This window comes from Leuconostoc sp. C5 (genome assembly GCF_056530425.1).
On the sequence record NZ_CP134351.1, the window covers coordinates 1,418,383 to 1,435,592 of the forward strand.

Here is a 17,210-nt window from a genome sequence, read left to right on the forward strand (position 1 = left end):
CCTATGACTATTTACTTTAACCCATCAATCGTTATTTTCTCGATTGTCGCAATCTTCGCATCATCTAACATATTTGCTTTGAAACTGACTTTATCGCCTTCTTTTAAGAATACAGCCTTAGGCGCATTATCTGCGTCAATCTTAAAGACAGCGGACTGTCCTTCGACCATAAAATTAACAATCGTATTTTTACCATCATTAATTAATGCAACACGTGTTACGCTACCGCTAATGGTTTTATCATACTTTTTGTTCGTTGAGTGATTGTTTGTACTATTTGAAGCTAAATCATTACGATAATCATCAAGTGCCTCTTGGGCATTATCACCATCGACGACAATGTCGTTATCAATAGCATTAATATATACGTACTTTTTAAAGATTCCCTTACTATCTAATAATGAAACAACCCATGTTGGTGTGCCATCAATATTATATAGAATTGGCATTTGTGCTACCCACTTTTTCTCGGGATATATTTTATCTGCAATGCTGATCGCACCATCTGAGTCCATTAGTCCTGAATGGGTGTCACGATAATAAGTTAATTCACCCGTTCGAGCATTAATTAATGAATAACCAAGAGCAGAATCCTGATTATTATTACCAGACGTAAAATCAGTGAAGTACAATAAGTTCCCCTTTGAATCAATTAATGGTGTGATTTGACCCGAAGCATAAACACCATTATCGGTTGGAATTTTCACATCACGTTTTGCGCCAAAAGATGTTTGGTTCCACCAACCCTTTTGATATCGACCATAAAATTCATTCATTTTATTTGCTGCGGAACTTGTAATAGGTGCATCAATAAATTTTGGTGCCTTATTCGCCGCGTAAATTTTAACTTCACCAGTTTGCGCATTCAACACAGCTGTTTTAAATTCATTGAACTTCATTCGTCCTGAAACACCATATTCACGGTATAGTGTTTGAATATAATATGGTGTACCATTCTCATCAATTTCTAAATTCATATTGCCCATGCTGGCATAAGTTGGTGCTGACGCATATATTTTACGAGCCGCATCATTATTTAGATACGCCGATGGACTGTATTTTAATCGTTCCTTAACAAATTTTGGTTGTGCGTTAACATCAGTTGCACTAATAATGAAATATCCTGGAACTGATTTATTCTTTAACCATTTGAAAAAACCATTAAACTCTACTGTAGCCACATAAACATATTTACCATTAACTACTTGAGCAGTAATCCCGTCCAATTCATACATGTTTGAATTAGGAATGACGCTAAATTTTTGTTGCATTTTCCTTTTGGCAGTATCAGGTGCCAGCGCAATTGGCATATCCTTAGCGGATGTCAACAACTCCGAAGACCCTTTAGTTTTAGCTGGTATTGAACTATAAACATTGTTAATACTGGTTAGCTTTGTGACAAAAGACACAGCACCTACTGCTATCCACAAAACAAGTGGTGCTACTGCAACAAAAATATAGCGACGAAAGAAATAAGTTTTTGTACGGTCACTCACATCTTTGGCATAATTTTTGCTTCCCCAATCACGAATTTTATCAAAAGAAGCTAATCCAGCATAGCCAATTAAATTAATAATTGCTGCAACAAATGCAAATAAAATATTGACATTGATCAGTGTTGTCATATTCTTTGGCGGCAACTGAATATACAGCACAACATAGGCCAAAATAAATTCAATCAAGGTGCTCAAAATGAACCATTTTACTCTGCGATTCAACGCCACCGCAATGATATTAACAAGCAATGTTCCAATCAAAAATACCAGTGTAACATTTACAAAACTTAGTAACATATTAATTCTCCCTTATTAATGATGTTATTATCGACACACGATATTCGATAAATAAAAACAGTCGCTTCCAATTATAGAAGCGACTGTTTCGTCAGTTATATTAAACAAGTGCTAATAAATCAGCCTTCTTAGCAGATGAAGTATATGCAGTGCCTTGGGCATCCAAATATGCTTTGATTTCTGCAACAGTATTCTTATCTGTAGGCTTCTTAGCTGAAGCTTCCTTAGTTGTTGCTTTCTTAGCTGGCTTCTTGCCTGACTTTGATTCGTTGTACTTTGCCAAAATACCTGCATTGCTCAACAAGTTACGAACTGTGTCAGATGGTTGTGCACCATTACCCAACCATGACAAAATCTTTTCTTCATCCAACTTGATTTCTGCTGGTTGTGAGATTGGGTTATATGTACCAACTGTTTCGATAAAACGGCCATCACGTGGTGAACGTGAATCAGCAATAACGACACGGTAGAATGGACGCTTCTTTGCACCCATGCGCTTCAAACGAATTTTAACTGCCATTGTGGTAGTCCTCCAAATTTCTTTTGTGCTTTTTACACTTTTAATTTACTATATAATTATGCCATATACCAATATATATGTCAAGTAGCATACCTTGACATATACATTTAAAATCAGAAGGGCATTGTTTCAGAGTTACTATTCATCATTACTATGACGCGCCGTATTAATTTCTTCACTCAAAATAATTAAATTATCTAGTGCTCGACGCGCCAACATTGAATCATGTTTACGATTTGCTGGGTTCGTAATGCCACCAAGTGTGTGTGGTGTGTTTAAATCGTTAATAATTTTTACTAGTTCATCTTGCCAAATTTTAAGTTGATCATTTTCGCCCATAAGCCCTACTCCTATAAACACTTTACCCATTATTTTATCAAAATTACAACTAAATAACAAACTAATTACTAAAAACTAACCTTCACTAAACAAATAATTGCCAAACAAAAAAACATTACACATAATAAAAGTGTAATGTTTTTAATTTACTCCAAGCCCTCTGTTACAGCTTCTGGATAAAACTCGCGTATGATTTCAGCTTCATGTTTTGATAATTCTGGGAAAGCTGGATCAGCACCTAAGTCCTCATGGAACATACGATCTCGTGGAGAAACACCGCCTGTTGCATGAGCAACAGCCAACTGCCAACCATCATAATCTTTAGCATTCTCAGCGTCTTGAACATCTTGAACATGCAATTGCGATACCATTAGAAGCAAACGAACATCGGCATGCAATTTTGCTAACCAGTTTTGTTGCTCAGTCGTCAAATACATTGTCAAAGCTGCTTCAGCATTTTTACCAATCAAATCTGCTTCACGCGCTTCTTCTAATATTTTGTTAACTGCATCGCGTAACTTCATAAACACTGCCCAGTGATCAAACAGTGCTGTCGTGTCACCCAAATCCTCTACCTCAGGCATATCTGTCAAGTAAGCAAATTCAGCTGTTTCATGTGGCAAATACTCCCATACTTCTTCAGCAGTATGTGGTAATACTGGCAATAGTAATCGTACAAGATCAGTTAACGTTTTATAAAATACGGTTTGCATAGAGCGTCGGGCATGACTTGTTGGGGCTTCAACATAGACGACGTCTTTAGCAATATCCAAATAAAAGGCTGATAAGTCAACGTTGACAAAATTAATAACACGCTTGAAAATATCATTTAATTGATAATTATCATAGTCTTTACGAATATCTGCAACGAACTCATTTTCTAAAGCATAGAAATACTGATCATGTGCAGATAAATCACTGTAAGCAATTGCATCTTTTGTTGGCTCAAAATCAGCTGTATTGGCCATCAAGAAACGCAATGTATTACGCAACTTACGATAATTTTCTGAAACTTGTTTCAAAATTTCATTTGATACAGGCATGTCTTGCGATGTATCAACAGAAATTGTCCACAAACGTAAAATTTCAACACCAAGCTTGTTGGCCACTTCAATAGGAGAAATCGTATTACCCAGTGACTTTGACATCTTGTTACCTTTACCATCAAGGGTAAATCCTTGTGACAAGATAGCCTTGTATGGTGCTACACCATTGACAGCAACTGAAGTGATTAATGAAGAATTAAACCAACCACGATATTGATCAGATCCTTCCAAATACATATCAGCTGGATAGTCCAATTGTGGACGTGTATTCAATACGCCATTCCAGGAAGAACCAGAATCAAACCACACATCCATGATGTCTTCTTCCTTGGTAAATTCACCATTTGGAGAATGTTCATTAGTATAGCCTTCAGGCAACAAATCCTTAGCTTCATGTTCGAACCAATAATTGGAACCATGTTCTGCAAATAAATCGGCAACATGGCTAATGACAGTTTCATCTAAGATAGCTGTCCCATCTTCTGCATAAAAGATTGGTAATGGCACACCCCAAACACGTTGGCGTGAGATGACCCAATCACCACGATCACGAATCATATTGTGCAGACGCACCTTTCCCCATTCTGGGAAATAAGCAACTTTATCTAATTCTGATAAAATTTCACTACGGAATTTTTCAACAGATGCAAACCATTGTGGCACGGCTCGCCAAATGATAGGCTTTTTTGTACGCCAGTCAAATGGATATGAATGCGTGATTTTCTCTTTTGCCAAGAACAAGCGCGCATCGGTTAACTTATTAATCACCGTACCAACAACATCATCGTAAAACTTGCCTTCAAAATCAGGACCAGCATTAGCCGTCATAAATCCTTTGGCATCAACAGTGACATCAGCAGGCAAACCATATTTTTTACCTACATTATAATCATCTTCACCAAAACCAGGAGCAGTATGGACCAATCCAGTTCCAGAATCTAGGGTAACGTGATCAGCATTCATAACTAGCTCTTCTTGCTCACTATCCCATGGATGGTATGCAGTAATCTTATCAAGTTCTTGTCCCTTGTAAGTAGCGACCGTTTCCCATGATTCCCAGCCAAACTTAGGCGCCACTGTTTCAAGTAAGTCTGTGGCTACAACGAATTTACGGTCTTCCCCAACTGGTTTCACCACCGAATATTCAAAATCAGGACCTAAGGTAATTCCACGAGAAGCCGTCACTGTAAAGGGTGTCGTCGTCCAAACTACAAAGTACGTATCCTCATCCAAGAGACCATGACCATCTTTAACTTTGTTTGCATAAAACAAAGACGTTGAATCAATATCATGATATTCAATTTCAGCTTCAGCCAATGCAGATTCAGAAGACCATGACCAATAAACTGGCTTTGCGCCTTTAAAGATATATCCTTTGGAAACCATAGTACCGAAAACTCGAACTTGTGCTGATTCAAATTCAGGTTGTAAAGTTATGTATGGATTATCCCAATCACCTAACACACCGAGTCGCTTAAAGTCAGCACGTTGTGTATCAACCTGCTTCAGAGCAAAATCTTTCGCCAAATTACGCCACTCATGCTTTGGCATACTTTTGCGATCGTGCCCCAGCTTTGTCAATTGTTGCTCAATAGGTAGACCATGTGTATCCCAGCCTGGAACATACGGAGCATAGAAACCTGCCATATTCTTATAGCGAACAATAATATCTTTAGTAATCTTATTCAAAGCATGACCAATGTGAATATTTCCGTTCGCATATGGTGGCCCATCGTGCAAATTAAAATGTGGTTTCAATTGATTTTGGGACAATCTTTTTTGGTATAAATCCTGTGCATACCATTTTGCTTGACGCTCAGGTTCAGTTTTAGGTAGCGAACCACGCATTGGAAATCCTGTTTTTCCAAGATTTAATGTATCTTTATATTTCATTGATAAATTCTCCTTTTTATCATTTTTTAGCCATTTTAAACAAATTTATTTAAACCATAATAAATATAAAAAGTCCCTATGCTCGAAAGCATAGGGACGCAATAGCGTGGTACCACCCAACGTTTAGCAGCATAAAAATGCTGCCCTCAACTGGGGTTTAACGATCCTCACCGGCTTAGCTTACTAAATATTGATATTCAGCTAAACAAAATAGTAACTGATCTGGTCAACATCAGGGACGATCATCTCTAACCACCATGACTCGCTGCACGTATGAATGCCAACCTTGCTGTGTTACGCTTTTTATAATTATTTATCGTCTTCGTTTTGTTCTGATCCCGGAAACACTACCACAGGGCCTTGCTCCTCGCTTGAATCTGGATCCTTCTGTTCTTCATCAGGTTCAGGAATAGCTACTGGCTCAGCCTTAGCGATTTCGCCAATACGATGAGCAGTTACTTGCCCCATTGGTAAACGATGAACTGCTTCTGCTAACTCATCGCTTTCTAATAGTTTACGCTGAGATTCCAATAATTGCAAGAATGAATTTTTAAAATCTTCCACTTCAGTACGTAATTGATTTTGCTCGTTCGTTAGATCAGCATTTTCTTGGGCTAAACGAACAGCATCAGCATCTGCCTTTGCTCGAGCATCATTAATAATTTTCGTCGCTGATTCTTGTGCATGAGTCAACTGCTTTTTCACTTCGACATCAGCATCTTGCTTCAAGCGATCAGCTGCTTCTTGGGCAACAAAGATTGATTGATTCACTTGATCACGTTTTGATTCTAGCTCTTCAATCTTTACTTGAGCTAGTTCATTTTGATGCTTTAATTCATCACGTTCTGCAATCAGGGCTTCATAATCACCGTTAATCTGGTCCAGAAATGCGTCGACATCTGTTGCAATGTAAGCTTTGCTGCCCTTTTTTGTAAATTCATGATTCAAAATTTCATCAGGTGTTAATGCCATAATTTTTCTCCTTTAATATGTTTTGTGCGTTCACAACTACAGTTATTTCATACTTGCTCACTATCTCCGGATAATATTGACAATGGATTTAATCTTGCCTTTTTTACTTATTCCGTCAAGCAATTTAATCTGAACTCGACCATGCTTTCTGACTGAAATAACATCACCGATTGCTAATTCTACATCCGGTTTAGCTATTTCGCTCCAATTCACGCGCACTTGATTTTCTTCAATTAGCTTTTTAGCACCAGAACGCGATAGGTCAAATCCAGCTGAAATTACCGTATCAAGTCGTAAAGAAGATAACAACAAGAAATTTTCTTCCCAGTCATTTATATGGGGTAGTACGTTATTAAGATCACATTCTATTAGAGACACTTGAACATGACCGATTTTGGTAACCATCTGTTGCATGTAATGTTGCATCTTTGAATCAATGATGATTTGCCATCGACTGTGTGTATGATCATATAAAATATCACCGATAACATTTCTACTAATTCCACTGTACATCATTGAGCCTAAAATAGTTGAGTGATGCAGGTCATCAAATTTAGTAGGATATTTTATTTCAAGCAATGATATCTCAAATTCCAAATCATCTTGAGGATATTCCTTGGGTATAAGAATAGCACGCTGGCTTTCCGCACCTTGAACACCACCATTAAAGTAAACAGTTAAATCAGCAGCATGATTCACTAAAACATTTAAAATGTACTGTTCCCGTGGATTGAGAAATCGTGTTAAAATACTACGATATTCATTTCTAGATTGTTGAATCCAATCATCAACTTGCTTTACAAATGGTTGTTCATTTAAACGAAAATGTTGACTAATTGTTGCTAGCTTGTTTGTCATAGAAACAAATTAACCAAGTGTAATAAACCACTACGAGCAAAATTCAAAGCAATTATGGCGACAATTGGTGAAAAATCAATCATTGCTATAGGCGGAATAAAACGAAACATACTTAAGTAAGGTTCAACAATTTTTCCAAGGAACCGCCCCAAGCCAGATTCACGTGCGCCAGGAAGCCAAGACATTAAGATATAAATGACAATGGCATATTCATAATATTGAATCAGGTTAAAAACCCATCTAATAATTTCTATTATCATGTGTACTAGTACCGGCTGTTTGGTTCAAGGTTATCCGTCAATGTGCCAGAAATCTCAAATGTATTCGGCGTTACCAAAAAAATTGATTGTCCGATGCGTTCAATTTCCCCATTAACAGCGTATATTGTACCGCCTAGGAAATCTAAAATGCGCTTGGCTTGAGCTTCATCAATTTGAGTAAAATTAACGATTGCAGCCTCACCGCCAAGTATCTGTGACGCAATTGAACGAGAATCTGAATAAACTTTAGGCTCAAATAAAGCAATTTTACTGTTAGCGCTGTTCAATCCTGCAGGAGTTTGTGACTGGGTAGTTTGTCTAACAAATCGTGGTTGTGAAGAAGTTTGTTGTGTTGTCTGCTGCTCTTGCTGCTGACTTTGTTCATACCCATCTTCTTCGTAATAGTCGTCTTCTTCATTGCTGAAAAGACGCTTAATTGTATCACCTAATGCCATAAGTTCTCCTTAACGCTTCTTGAAAAATGGTGGCTGATCATTATCATCATCATTTGACAAATCAACAGATGCACTTGAAGTTGGCGTATTAAACACATCAAAAGATTGCTTTTGAACATCGTCAAAACGTTTTTCCTCAGAGAATACATCTTTTGTATCATTCGTAATGTTCCAGTCTGCAAATGGATCATTTTGTGCCATTGTAGGCTTAGGCGCAGCATTTGAAGGTGCTGGCTTTTCAAATACAGAATTGTTTATTGGCGCTTCATTGGTATTTGTTGTGCTACTTGTATTAACGTTAGAACCAAAAACATTTGCAGCTGAGGCAGCAGTGTTTTCAGTCATTTTAGGTTTTTCAGTCACATTTTGTAAACCAGTAGCAATCACTGTAACTCGAATTGAATCTTCCAAGTTTTCATCAATTGAAGTACCAAAAATAACATTGACATCGTGACCGGCTTCTTGGCTAATCACTTCTGAGGCTGTTTGCGCCTCAAACAATGACATGTCCAAACCACCTGTGATGTTTAACAAAACATCTTCAGCTCCTGCCATATCAACTTCCAACAATGGAGAAGAAATAGCTTGCTTAGTTGCATCAGCTGCACGCGTTTCACCACTGGCTTGTCCAACACCCATCAAAGCAGGTCCGGCATCTTGCATAACCGTTTTAACGTCAGCAAAATCCAAGTTAATAAAGCCTGGGTTTGTAATCAATTCTGAAATACCACGAACACCTTGTGCCACGACTTCATCAACTACCTTAAAAGCTTCTGACAATGGCGTGCGCAAATCAATACGATCTTTCAAACGTTCGTTTGTAATAACAATCAAAGAATCGACAGATTCTGAGAGTGCTTGAAGACCTTCGGCAGCATAACGACCACGCTTTGGACCTTCCCACTTAAATGGACGAGTAACCACAGCAACGGTTAGAGCGCCTTGCTCCTTGGCAATACGTGCTACAACTGGAGCAGCGCCATTACCAGTTCCGCCACCCATTCCAGCTGTAATAACTACCATATCAGCCCCTGTCATGGCAGAAGCAATTGCCTCTGATGATTCTTCAGCGGCCTTGGTTCCTCTTTCAGGATTAGAACCGGCACCTAATCCACCGGTCAATTTAGGACCAATTTGAATTTTTGTGTCTGCTTTTGATTTGTCTAGTGCTTGTACATCAGTGTTGGCAACGATAAATTCGACACCGCTAACACCTTCTTCTATCATATGATTAACAGCATTGGAACCACCGCCTCCAACACCGATAACCTTAATGATTGCGCCTGCTTGTTGCGCGTCATCAATTGAAAAATCCATGAGTCGTCTCCTTAAATGTTCGATTATTCTTCATTAAATAAATTGCTGAGTTTTTGACGCATTTTGCCAAACCAGCCTTGTTGCGGGTCATTTACAATTTCACCATCATACTGAAAACTTTCTACAGGTTGTTGCACAACTTCATCCCCATACTCTTCTGGTAACATGGAAGTTTGTTGTTCAACTGCATGACGTTGCATAATAGTTTGCTTAATCACCTGTTGTGTCATACTTTCACGAGAAGCAAACATCGCATAGGATAGCGAACGCGAATAGGCTGGATGCCGCAAACCAATTTGATCTGGTACAAACAAGCGGACATTATCACCCAAAACTCGCTTTGCAAAGTCTACCATTTTCGGTAAGGCAGCGTTGCCACCAGTTAGAACAAAACCACCTGGTAGATTCAACGCACCAATTTGCTTTAATTGCTCAAATAGTCGCGTATACATCTGTTCTAAACGTGCAGCGATAATCTCTGAAAGATACTGTTCGTCAAATTGCTTAGTAAATTCTTCGCCGATAACCTCTACTGGAAATTCGTTAGATGACACAGTCTGCGAAGGATCTGCATATCCATAGTCTCGCTTGATTTTCTCAGCGTTAATATATGATGTCCCTAACACAGTTGATATATCTTTAGTAACATTATCTCCACCTTCTATATCGACGAAGGTAAATTTGAGTTTTCGATCATGGATAACTGAAGTACTAGTTTGGCCGCCACCAAGATCTATAAGAACAGTTCCAAAATCTTGCTGCCCATCATTTAAAATGATAGATCCCATGGCTAATGGTGCTAATACAAATTCTCGTAAAGTTAATCCTGCTTTTTGAATAGCCATCCGTGTGTTATCTAAAACTTTTTCCGGCCCAACATAAGCAATGCCATGCATCTCTAACCGAACACCAATCATTTCATGTGGATCTTTGATGCCATCAAAACCATCAACTACAAATTCCTCAGCGACCAATTCTATTACATCATGGTCAGCTGGCAATCCACGCGACAAGGCCTGTGTTGCAACATTTTGTACATCTTGATATGTAATTCTTTTATTCTGATTAGCAATCGACACTAAACCGTCGACATTAATAATTTTAATTTGATTAGCTGGAACACCAGCTACGACTTCACTGATTTGAATATTTGCTTTTTCTTGTGCTTGGTCAATCGCTTCACGAATTGCACTTGCAGTCGCATCAATGTCAACGATGACACCACGTCTCAAGCCCCGAGATGGGGCATTTCCTGCACCAATTACATTGAACTGATTACCAGTCATTTGTGTAATGACAACCTTGATTGAAGTAGTTCCGATGTCTAATCCAACCGTCACGCCTGAATTATTCATGCGTCGTGCCCCTTTATAAATTATTTTTTTAAAATATACCTAGTACTAATGGTACCATACAAATGAGGTGTTTTACCACTCATTTGCCGTTCTATTTAGAACCATATCCGTAGGAATATGCACCATATTGTAAATCAATTATTCCCTTGGTTTGCATTTGAGCTGCAATACCAGGATAATAAATCATTTTTTTCCCAAATGTCTTCAGCGTAGCCAAAACTGTATTTCCATCCGTCATAATAATCTTCAAACGATTATTGTTGTCCTTGGTTGGTGAATATATGATTTGACTTATGTTCTGCCTTAATGATAATTCAAACTGTGAGAAAGTTTTAGCCGTGTTAGTCAGTTGCGCGTTATTTTTGAAGTTACTATAAATTGGTGCATTTCCGTTAGGATTATCAACTTTTTTTGATTTCCCTTGACGGTTAAGTGCATACCATTGACCATCTTTTTTCACAAATCCTGCACTAATATTTTCAACAACTTTGATTGAAACGACATTACTATCCAAATCAATATCAGCAGAATAAACTTTGGCATCTTTTTTTATTAATCGATGCGCGATGAAGGTCGTTTGTCCAAGTACACGCCAGCGTGGTGTTTTATCGTTAATGCCAACATATTTTTGAACTTGTTGTTTGGTTAACATATTCGAATCAATGTTAACTGAACTAATCGTACGCCATGGTTGTAAACTCAAAATTAAACCGACAATTAAAACAACAAAAGCCGTCAAACTAATCCAAAGTTGTAACGGTCGTCGCTTCATAAATTGTGATTTAATTTTCTCCATTATTCACCAATTGCATCCAATATTAACGCGTATAAACGATCTCCAGCATCTCTGATGCCAACATTTTTAGCTTGTTCTGTCATTGTTTTGCTAACAGATTCATTTAATAACAGCGAATCCGCTGCTAGCAATAATGCTTTCCCTGACAAAGCTGGTTCAGTAATCATCAATGCAGCGCCTGCATCAACTAGGCTTTGTGCATTTTTTGTTTGATGGTCACCAGTAACATAGGGGCTTGGCACTAGAATTGATGGAATGCCCAGTGCCGTGATTTCAGCAATAGATGTTGCACCAGCTCGAGATACAATAGCCGACGTTTTTGCCAATACCTCTGGCATGTTTTCAATGTAAGGTAAAATTCGAACATTATCTGCTGGCTGTGTAGTCAGCCGATCTAAAACATTTTCATATCGCTTTGGACCAGTCACAATAACGACTTGATAATTTCTTTTATTAAACTCTTGCATAGCATCAATGACAGCTAAATTGATTGGCGGTGCCCCTTGAGAGCCTCCAAATATCAATAATGATGGCTTTTCATCGCTCAATCCAATTTGTTGCCATGAAAAATTAGACTTAATAGATGCCACCTGTTGGGCCCGCGGGTTTCCTACAACAAATACTTTGTCTTTAGGAAATTGTGACAGCGCAGCATCAAAAGCGACACCTATCTTAGTTGCACCACGTGACAAAAACTTATTTGTAACGCCTGCCACTGAATTTTGCTCATGTATAACAGTTGGGATGTGCAGCCTTTGGGCAGCATAGACAACAGCGCCACTGACATATCCACCTGTTCCAACTACAACATCAGGATCAAAATCCTTAATAATCTTTTTAGCCTCTTTAACCGCTTTTAAGAATAATGATACTGTCTTGATATTTTCTAATGAAAAAGATCTTTTAAAGCCTTGAACAGTTAATTTTTCAAAAGGCATGCCTGTGGCCGGCACAATGTTTGATTCCACACCACGTTCTGAACCAACATACAAAAATTCCGTATCCGGCTCATGTTTACGAATGACTTCAGCTAGTGCCAATGCTGGGTAAATGTGACCACCAGTACCACCACCCGATAGAATTATTTTCATTTTAGTCCTCTCATGAATTCAATGTTTCTTTCAGTGATGCAACAAAATTATCACCGCGCTCTTCAAAGCTACTATATTGATCCCAACTTGCCTGTGCCGGAGAAAGCAACACTACATCTCCTGGTGAAGCTAATTGAACAGCTACTGGCGCAGCATGTTCGACATCAGTCACAGCAATCACTGGTTTTCCAGCCTCACGTGCAAGTGTTACAATTTTTTGTTGCGTTTCTCCAACAGCAATAACTGCCTTCACATTTTTTAGATTTGGTAGCAAACGTTTCAAATCATCGCCACGCTCTAAACCGCCTCCAATCCATATCGTTGGACAATCAAAACTATCCAAAGCGGTTTGAGTGGCTTCAATATCTGTTGCTTTAGAATCGTTATAGTATTTAACATCACCGGCTGTGAACAGATATTGCAGTCGATGTGCTACACCACTAAACGTTTTTAAAACTTCTCGAATAGCTGGTTTAGACACACCGGCTAAATTAGCTACTGTTACAGCAGCTAAAATATTTTCCTGATTATGTGGTCCTACTAACTTAATATCCTTAGTAGGCATCACAATTTCATCTGTTAATGTCAAATTACCATTCGAAAATGCAACTGGAAAATGCTGGTTTGTTCTAGAAAATTCTAAAACTTGAGCCTCAGTTTCATTTTTAAACTTTTCTGTATCTTGCCCATCAGCATTTAAAACCAAGTATTGATTAGCATTTTGATGGCGCGTAATGCGGAATTTAGCAGCAACATAGTTGGCGCGCGTTTTATGGTAATCTAAATGATTTGAAAAAATATTAGTAACCAACGCGATGTCTGGTTGGATATCAGGTAGTCCTAATAATTGGAAGCTAGATAACTCCAATAATAAAGTATCTTCTCGAGTTAAATCAAAAACCACTTCACTAACTGGAACACCGATATTTCCCGCAGTTATTACATTTTGGCCGTCAGCCTTCAACATATCACGAATTAATGATGTAGTTGTTGTTTTTCCGTTCGAGCCAGTTACTGCTATCAAGCGACCATTGAAAGTGCTCAAGGCAATCTCAACTTCTGTCAATATAGGAATATTAAGTTTTTCAGCTTTTTGCACTAAAGGATGGTCATAATTAATACCAGGATTTTTAATCAGGTAATCATATGTGCTATCAAGCGTTTCGGCATTGTCCGTGCCAATCAATGTTACATCAGCAGCCAATAACGATCGATAAGTAGCATCTTGCGCATCAAATTCGCCGCCATTGACCACTGTAACTTTGCTACCTAATTTTGTTAATAGTTGTGCTGCTGCTTTTCCTGAACGTGCCCAACCAAATACCATTACTTTTTTGTTTTTAAAATCTGTTGCTTGCATAACTAACCTGATTTCTATTATATGTACGCGGTTAATGTCCGCTTTAACTCATATACAAAATACCAATAATTCCTATGATTGCAGTTACAATCCAGAACAAGGCATCAATTTGCCATTCATTCCAGCCAAACTTTTCAAATGAGTGATGTATTGGCGCCATGGGAAAAATTCGCTTTTTCCAGAAATGATAGCCAATTGTTTGAATAACTACTGATAGGGTCTCGATAACAAAAATCAACCCAAACCATAAAAGTGAAAAAGGAATGCCAAGTACAATTGATTCGATTGCCAGCCCAGCACCCAAAGCTAAAGATCCGGTATCGCCCATAAAAATTTTTGCTTTTGGTTTGTTAAATAACAAAAAGCCAACCAACGCACCGATAATTGAGGCGTTAAAAATCACAATTATATGGTTATGAACTCCTAAAGCAATCCACGTATATACGAGATAGACAATAAGACTTGTCCCCGTTAGTAGACCATCTAAGCCATCTGTTAAGTTAGTCGCATTTGACCAACCCACCAGCCAAAACCACAGGAAAATGAAGTAAAAGATTCCTAAATTAAAAACACCAATAAACGGTATATTTAATATGAGTGGTATTTGCATAATCCACATAATAATCATGATGACAACCGCACATAACGTTTGCGCCAAAAGTTTTGGTATGAAGCGGAAACCATCATCCGCATGATGAATCATTTTCAACGCATCATCAATGCCACCAATAATTGCGTAAGCAACAACTGCCAAGATGGGTATAAGCACCATTACAAATCCAATTTTACCCGAATAAGCGACACTACCAATCAGTGCGCTTAGCGATGCAGCTGCAATAAACAATGCCCCACCCATACTTGGTGTACCTGCTTTAGATTGATGGTCAGGCCCAAGTTTCCGAATTACGGCCTGTTCTTTAGATTGTTTTAAAAATTTGATCACCGCAGGCATGAATATTACAGTAACAATAAACGCACGGGTGAATGCCCAAAAATACTCTGTCATTTTCTCCCATTACTCCTTCTCTTTTAAAGCAATTGACACAACACTACTTTTTACAATAAGTTGGTTTTCAGCTATACTTTGGCCCGAAATAAATCCAGAACCTTTCCACGTTAGTTTGAAGCCTATTTTATTAGCAAATGTTTGCGCATCAACTAAACTCCAACCAATCATATTTGGCATATATGTGTTTCCTTTTGCAGTCAAAATTACTAATTGGTTTGTCAATGACTTTTGATTAGCTAGCAATGACTGACTAGTAATTTTACCTTTTGATCCCACAACTGCAACTCTAAATCCAGCCTTTGTCATTGTAGATTTTGCACTTGAAATAGATTGCCCAACTACATTAGGTACTGTTTGTTTAGTTGTCTTTGATTTTACCGCACTATCACTATCATTTAAAGCCTGGAGCATTAAAGGCTTAAATAGTTTACTCATTGTTGGTTGAATATCACCGTCAGGCAATTTTGAGGGTTGCTTGACAGCCATGTAGAATATATATTTTGGATTTTTTTCCGGCGCTAGAACCATCACCGAATGGATGGCATCTTTATAAGTCTGTGAATATTGACCATTCTCACTGATTTGAGCTGTACCTGTTTTAGCAGCAATCTGATAACCGTAATCACTAAGATCAAATTCCTTAGCAGTTCCATCCGACTTATTAACAACATCTATCATATATTTTCTGACTTGCTTTGCCGTACTAGCTTTGATGGGATGTCCAACTGTCGTTGTTTTACCTTGTTTAACTATTTCTCCAGTAGACGAATTGACAATTTTATCAATAAAGTACGGTCTAATTTCTTTACCATTATTGGCAATTGCTGAATAAGCTTGTATCATTTGCAAGGGTGTAACACGGATTGCTTGACCAAACGCTGTGTTTGCTTGATCAATCGCATATGAAAACGAGATTGACCCTGCTTCTTCGCCATTTAGCCCTGACTGGGTTGACTGCAAAAACTTGAATTTTTCTAAATAATTTTTCCACGTCTGTGCACCAATTTTTTGCTCTGTTTTTGCAAATGCGACGTTCGATGAACGCCAGAAGCCCTCTCGATATGTCATTTGTCCTTGATCATCACCAAAAGAATCTGTCACTTCCTTTCCGTCAATCAGATAAGTTCCTGACTGGAAGGTTGCGTTAGGCTGCCACTTACCAGTATCAATAGCTGCGGCTAATGTTATGCCTTTCATGGTAGATCCTGGCTCAAAGGCTCCTTGATCTAACAAATTGGACCAAACTGTTGGAGTATCTGATTTATCATTAGGATTAAAATTAGGTCGTTGCGTTGCTGCGACAATACGACCTGTTTTAGCTTCCATTAACACAGCAACTGCTGCTGTTGGTTTAGTGGCTTTCACAAATGTGTCCATTCGTGTTTCCAACGTTGTCTGTAGCGAAGAATCTAACGTGAGATAAACGTCATCTCCATTTTTAACACTTTTACTGCTATCAGTTTTTTGCCCCTGATAACTCTTGATACCGTTTTTACCTGATAGCAATTTGTTTTCTGATGCTTCAATACCCATTATGCCAGATATAGTTGACTGACCACTACTACCTTCAACCATGTTCACATTTCCAATCAGATGCGAAGCCATCTGATCATTAGGATATGTTCGAGCCTGATGTGAAGTAAATGAGATACCTGAAAGCTTCATTTTCTCAATTTTATTATGTTGCGCAATCGTCAAGTTTTTACCCGCGGTACCAAATTCAACTTGAAATTGTTTACTGGACAAGCGTTTATAGATTTCTTTTTCTTTTAGATTGATTACCTTGCTTAACTCACGAGCGACTTTAGCTTTGTCCGTTACATACAATGGCTTACCATCAGTATCTTTCTGATTTTTATTCAATATTGCGTACATATTATAGACTGTGGTATTTTCTGCCAACACCTGCCCGTCCGAATCAAATATTTTGCCACGAGAGGCAATAATATTTTGTTTTCCCATAAAGGCTTCACGTGTGGCTTTTGTAAGATTATGACCATCTACCGATTTATTACCCGCGATAATAAAAAGACGCACACCAAGTCCTAAAATCACGATGGTCGTTGCGATAAGCATCAGAACGCCAAAGGTCTTGGCGTTTTTCGTGATTTTTTTGTGTGGTATCCGTCTCACTTTGTTTTTCATA

The 17,210-nt window shown here is 38.3% G+C and carries 15 protein-coding genes; all 15 read right to left on the bottom strand.

The genetic code is table 11. The features are described 5' to 3' along the window. Nucleotides 1-11 precede the first annotated feature (11 nt). Nucleotides 12-1,793: an MFS transporter gene (locus RHP56_RS07140; protein ID WP_048592292.1), complete on the bottom strand. Its 1,782-nt coding sequence runs from the start codon at nt 1,791-1,793 to the stop codon at nt 12-14. 100 nt (nt 1,794-1,893) lie between these two features. Then, nucleotides 1,894-2,313 (bottom strand): 30S ribosomal protein S16, encoded by a 420-nt coding sequence (gene rpsP / locus RHP56_RS07145; RefSeq protein WP_011680164.1) that lies wholly within the window; start codon nt 2,311-2,313, stop codon nt 1,894-1,896. 138 nt (nt 2,314-2,451) lie between these two features. Then, nucleotides 2,452-2,652 (bottom strand): hypothetical protein, encoded by a 201-nt coding sequence (locus RHP56_RS07150; protein ID WP_010282506.1) that lies wholly within the window; start codon nt 2,650-2,652, stop codon nt 2,452-2,454. A 146-nt stretch (nt 2,653-2,798) separates the two neighbouring features. Continuing rightward, on the bottom strand, nt 2,799-5,591 hold the full coding sequence (gene ileS, locus RHP56_RS07155; protein ID WP_102753160.1) for an isoleucine--tRNA ligase: 2,793 nt from the start codon (nt 5,589-5,591) through the stop codon (nt 2,799-2,801). A 309-nt stretch (nt 5,592-5,900) separates the two neighbouring features. Next, nucleotides 5,901-6,563: a DivIVA domain-containing protein gene (locus RHP56_RS07160; protein WP_102753159.1), complete on the bottom strand. Its 663-nt coding sequence runs from the start codon at nt 6,561-6,563 to the stop codon at nt 5,901-5,903. A 60-nt stretch (nt 6,564-6,623) separates the two neighbouring features. After that, nucleotides 6,624-7,421, bottom strand: a complete 798-nt coding sequence (locus tag RHP56_RS07165) for a YlmH family RNA-binding protein (protein ID WP_102753158.1) — start codon at nt 7,419-7,421, stop codon at nt 6,624-6,626. Next, nucleotides 7,418-7,681: a YggT family protein gene (locus RHP56_RS07170; protein WP_462794677.1), complete on the bottom strand. Its 264-nt coding sequence runs from the start codon at nt 7,679-7,681 to the stop codon at nt 7,418-7,420. Before RHP56_RS07170 ends, RHP56_RS07165 begins: the two co-directional genes overlap by 4 nt. A 5-nt stretch (nt 7,682-7,686) precedes the next feature. Then, complete coding sequence (locus tag RHP56_RS07175; RefSeq protein ID WP_002815191.1) at nt 7,687-8,136, bottom strand: cell division protein SepF; 450 nt, start codon at nt 8,134-8,136, stop codon at nt 7,687-7,689. 9 nt (nt 8,137-8,145) lie between these two features. Further along, nucleotides 8,146-9,453 (bottom strand): cell division protein FtsZ, encoded by a 1,308-nt coding sequence (ftsZ, locus tag RHP56_RS07180; RefSeq protein WP_011680168.1) that lies wholly within the window; start codon nt 9,451-9,453, stop codon nt 8,146-8,148. Between the two features lie 23 nt (nt 9,454-9,476). Next, nucleotides 9,477-10,808: a cell division protein FtsA gene (ftsA, locus tag RHP56_RS07185; RefSeq protein WP_011680169.1), complete on the bottom strand. Its 1,332-nt coding sequence runs from the start codon at nt 10,806-10,808 to the stop codon at nt 9,477-9,479. Nucleotides 10,809-10,899: 91 nt separating this feature from the next. Beyond that, nucleotides 10,900-11,604 carry a cell division protein FtsQ/DivIB gene (locus RHP56_RS07190; RefSeq protein WP_011680170.1) on the bottom strand — a complete coding sequence of 235 codons (705 nt, stop codon included), beginning with the start codon at nt 11,602-11,604 and terminating at the stop codon, nt 10,900-10,902. Beyond that, nucleotides 11,604-12,695, bottom strand: a complete 1,092-nt coding sequence (murG, locus tag RHP56_RS07195; protein WP_010293865.1) for an undecaprenyldiphospho-muramoylpentapeptide beta-N-acetylglucosaminyltransferase — start codon at nt 12,693-12,695, stop codon at nt 11,604-11,606. The genes RHP56_RS07190 and murG overlap by 1 nt, the downstream gene beginning before the upstream one ends. A gap of 10 nt (nt 12,696-12,705) precedes the next feature. Next, entirely contained in the window at nt 12,706-14,055 is a 1,350-nt protein-coding gene (murD, locus tag RHP56_RS07200; RefSeq protein ID WP_084014484.1) for a UDP-N-acetylmuramoyl-L-alanine--D-glutamate ligase, read from the bottom strand. 43 nt (nt 14,056-14,098) lie between these two features. Beyond that, nucleotides 14,099-15,061 carry a phospho-N-acetylmuramoyl-pentapeptide-transferase gene (mraY, locus tag RHP56_RS07205; protein WP_002815199.1) on the bottom strand — a complete coding sequence of 321 codons (963 nt, stop codon included), beginning with the start codon at nt 15,059-15,061 and terminating at the stop codon, nt 14,099-14,101. A gap of 9 nt (nt 15,062-15,070) precedes the next feature. Next, nucleotides 15,071-17,209 carry a penicillin-binding protein gene (locus tag RHP56_RS07210; protein ID WP_059442214.1) on the bottom strand — a complete coding sequence of 713 codons (2,139 nt, stop codon included), beginning with the start codon at nt 17,207-17,209 and terminating at the stop codon, nt 15,071-15,073. Nucleotide 17,210 lies beyond the last annotated feature (1 nt).

Excerpts from the sequence above, each read along its gene's own strand:
- RHP56_RS07210 (WP_059442214.1), bottom strand. The coding sequence starts at position 17,209 with ATGAAAAACAAAGTGAGACGGATACCACACAAAAAAATCACGAAAAAC.
- RHP56_RS07165 (WP_102753158.1), bottom strand. The coding sequence starts at position 7,421 with ATGACAAACAAGCTAGCAACAATTAGTCAACATTTTCGTTTAAATGAA.
- RHP56_RS07170 (WP_462794677.1), bottom strand. The coding sequence starts at position 7,681 with ATGATAATAGAAATTATTAGATGGGTTTTTAACCTGATTCAATATTAT.
- murD (WP_084014484.1), bottom strand. The coding sequence starts at position 14,055 with ATGCAAGCAACAGATTTTAAAAACAAAAAAGTAATGGTATTTGGTTGG.
- murG (WP_010293865.1), bottom strand. The coding sequence starts at position 12,695 with ATGAAAATAATTCTATCGGGTGGTGGTACTGGTGGTCACATTTACCCA.
- RHP56_RS07160 (WP_102753159.1), bottom strand. The coding sequence starts at position 6,563 with ATGGCATTAACACCTGATGAAATTTTGAATCATGAATTTACAAAAAAG.
- ileS (WP_102753160.1), bottom strand. The coding sequence starts at position 5,591 with ATGAAATATAAAGATACATTAAATCTTGGAAAAACAGGATTTCCAATG.
- mraY (WP_002815199.1), bottom strand. The coding sequence starts at position 15,061 with ATGACAGAGTATTTTTGGGCATTCACCCGTGCGTTTATTGTTACTGTA.
- ftsA (WP_011680169.1), bottom strand. The coding sequence starts at position 10,808 with ATGAATAATTCAGGCGTGACGGTTGGATTAGACATCGGAACTACTTCA.
- RHP56_RS07140 (WP_048592292.1), bottom strand. The coding sequence starts at position 1,793 with ATGTTACTAAGTTTTGTAAATGTTACACTGGTATTTTTGATTGGAACA.
- rpsP (WP_011680164.1), bottom strand. The coding sequence starts at position 2,313 with ATGGCAGTTAAAATTCGTTTGAAGCGCATGGGTGCAAAGAAGCGTCCA.
- RHP56_RS07175 (WP_002815191.1), bottom strand. The coding sequence starts at position 8,136 with ATGGCATTAGGTGATACAATTAAGCGTCTTTTCAGCAATGAAGAAGAC.
- RHP56_RS07150 (WP_010282506.1), bottom strand. The coding sequence starts at position 2,652 with ATGGGCGAAAATGATCAACTTAAAATTTGGCAAGATGAACTAGTAAAA.
- RHP56_RS07190 (WP_011680170.1), bottom strand. The coding sequence starts at position 11,604 with ATGGAGAAAATTAAATCACAATTTATGAAGCGACGACCGTTACAACTT.
- ftsZ (WP_011680168.1), bottom strand. The coding sequence starts at position 9,453 with ATGGATTTTTCAATTGATGACGCGCAACAAGCAGGCGCAATCATTAAG.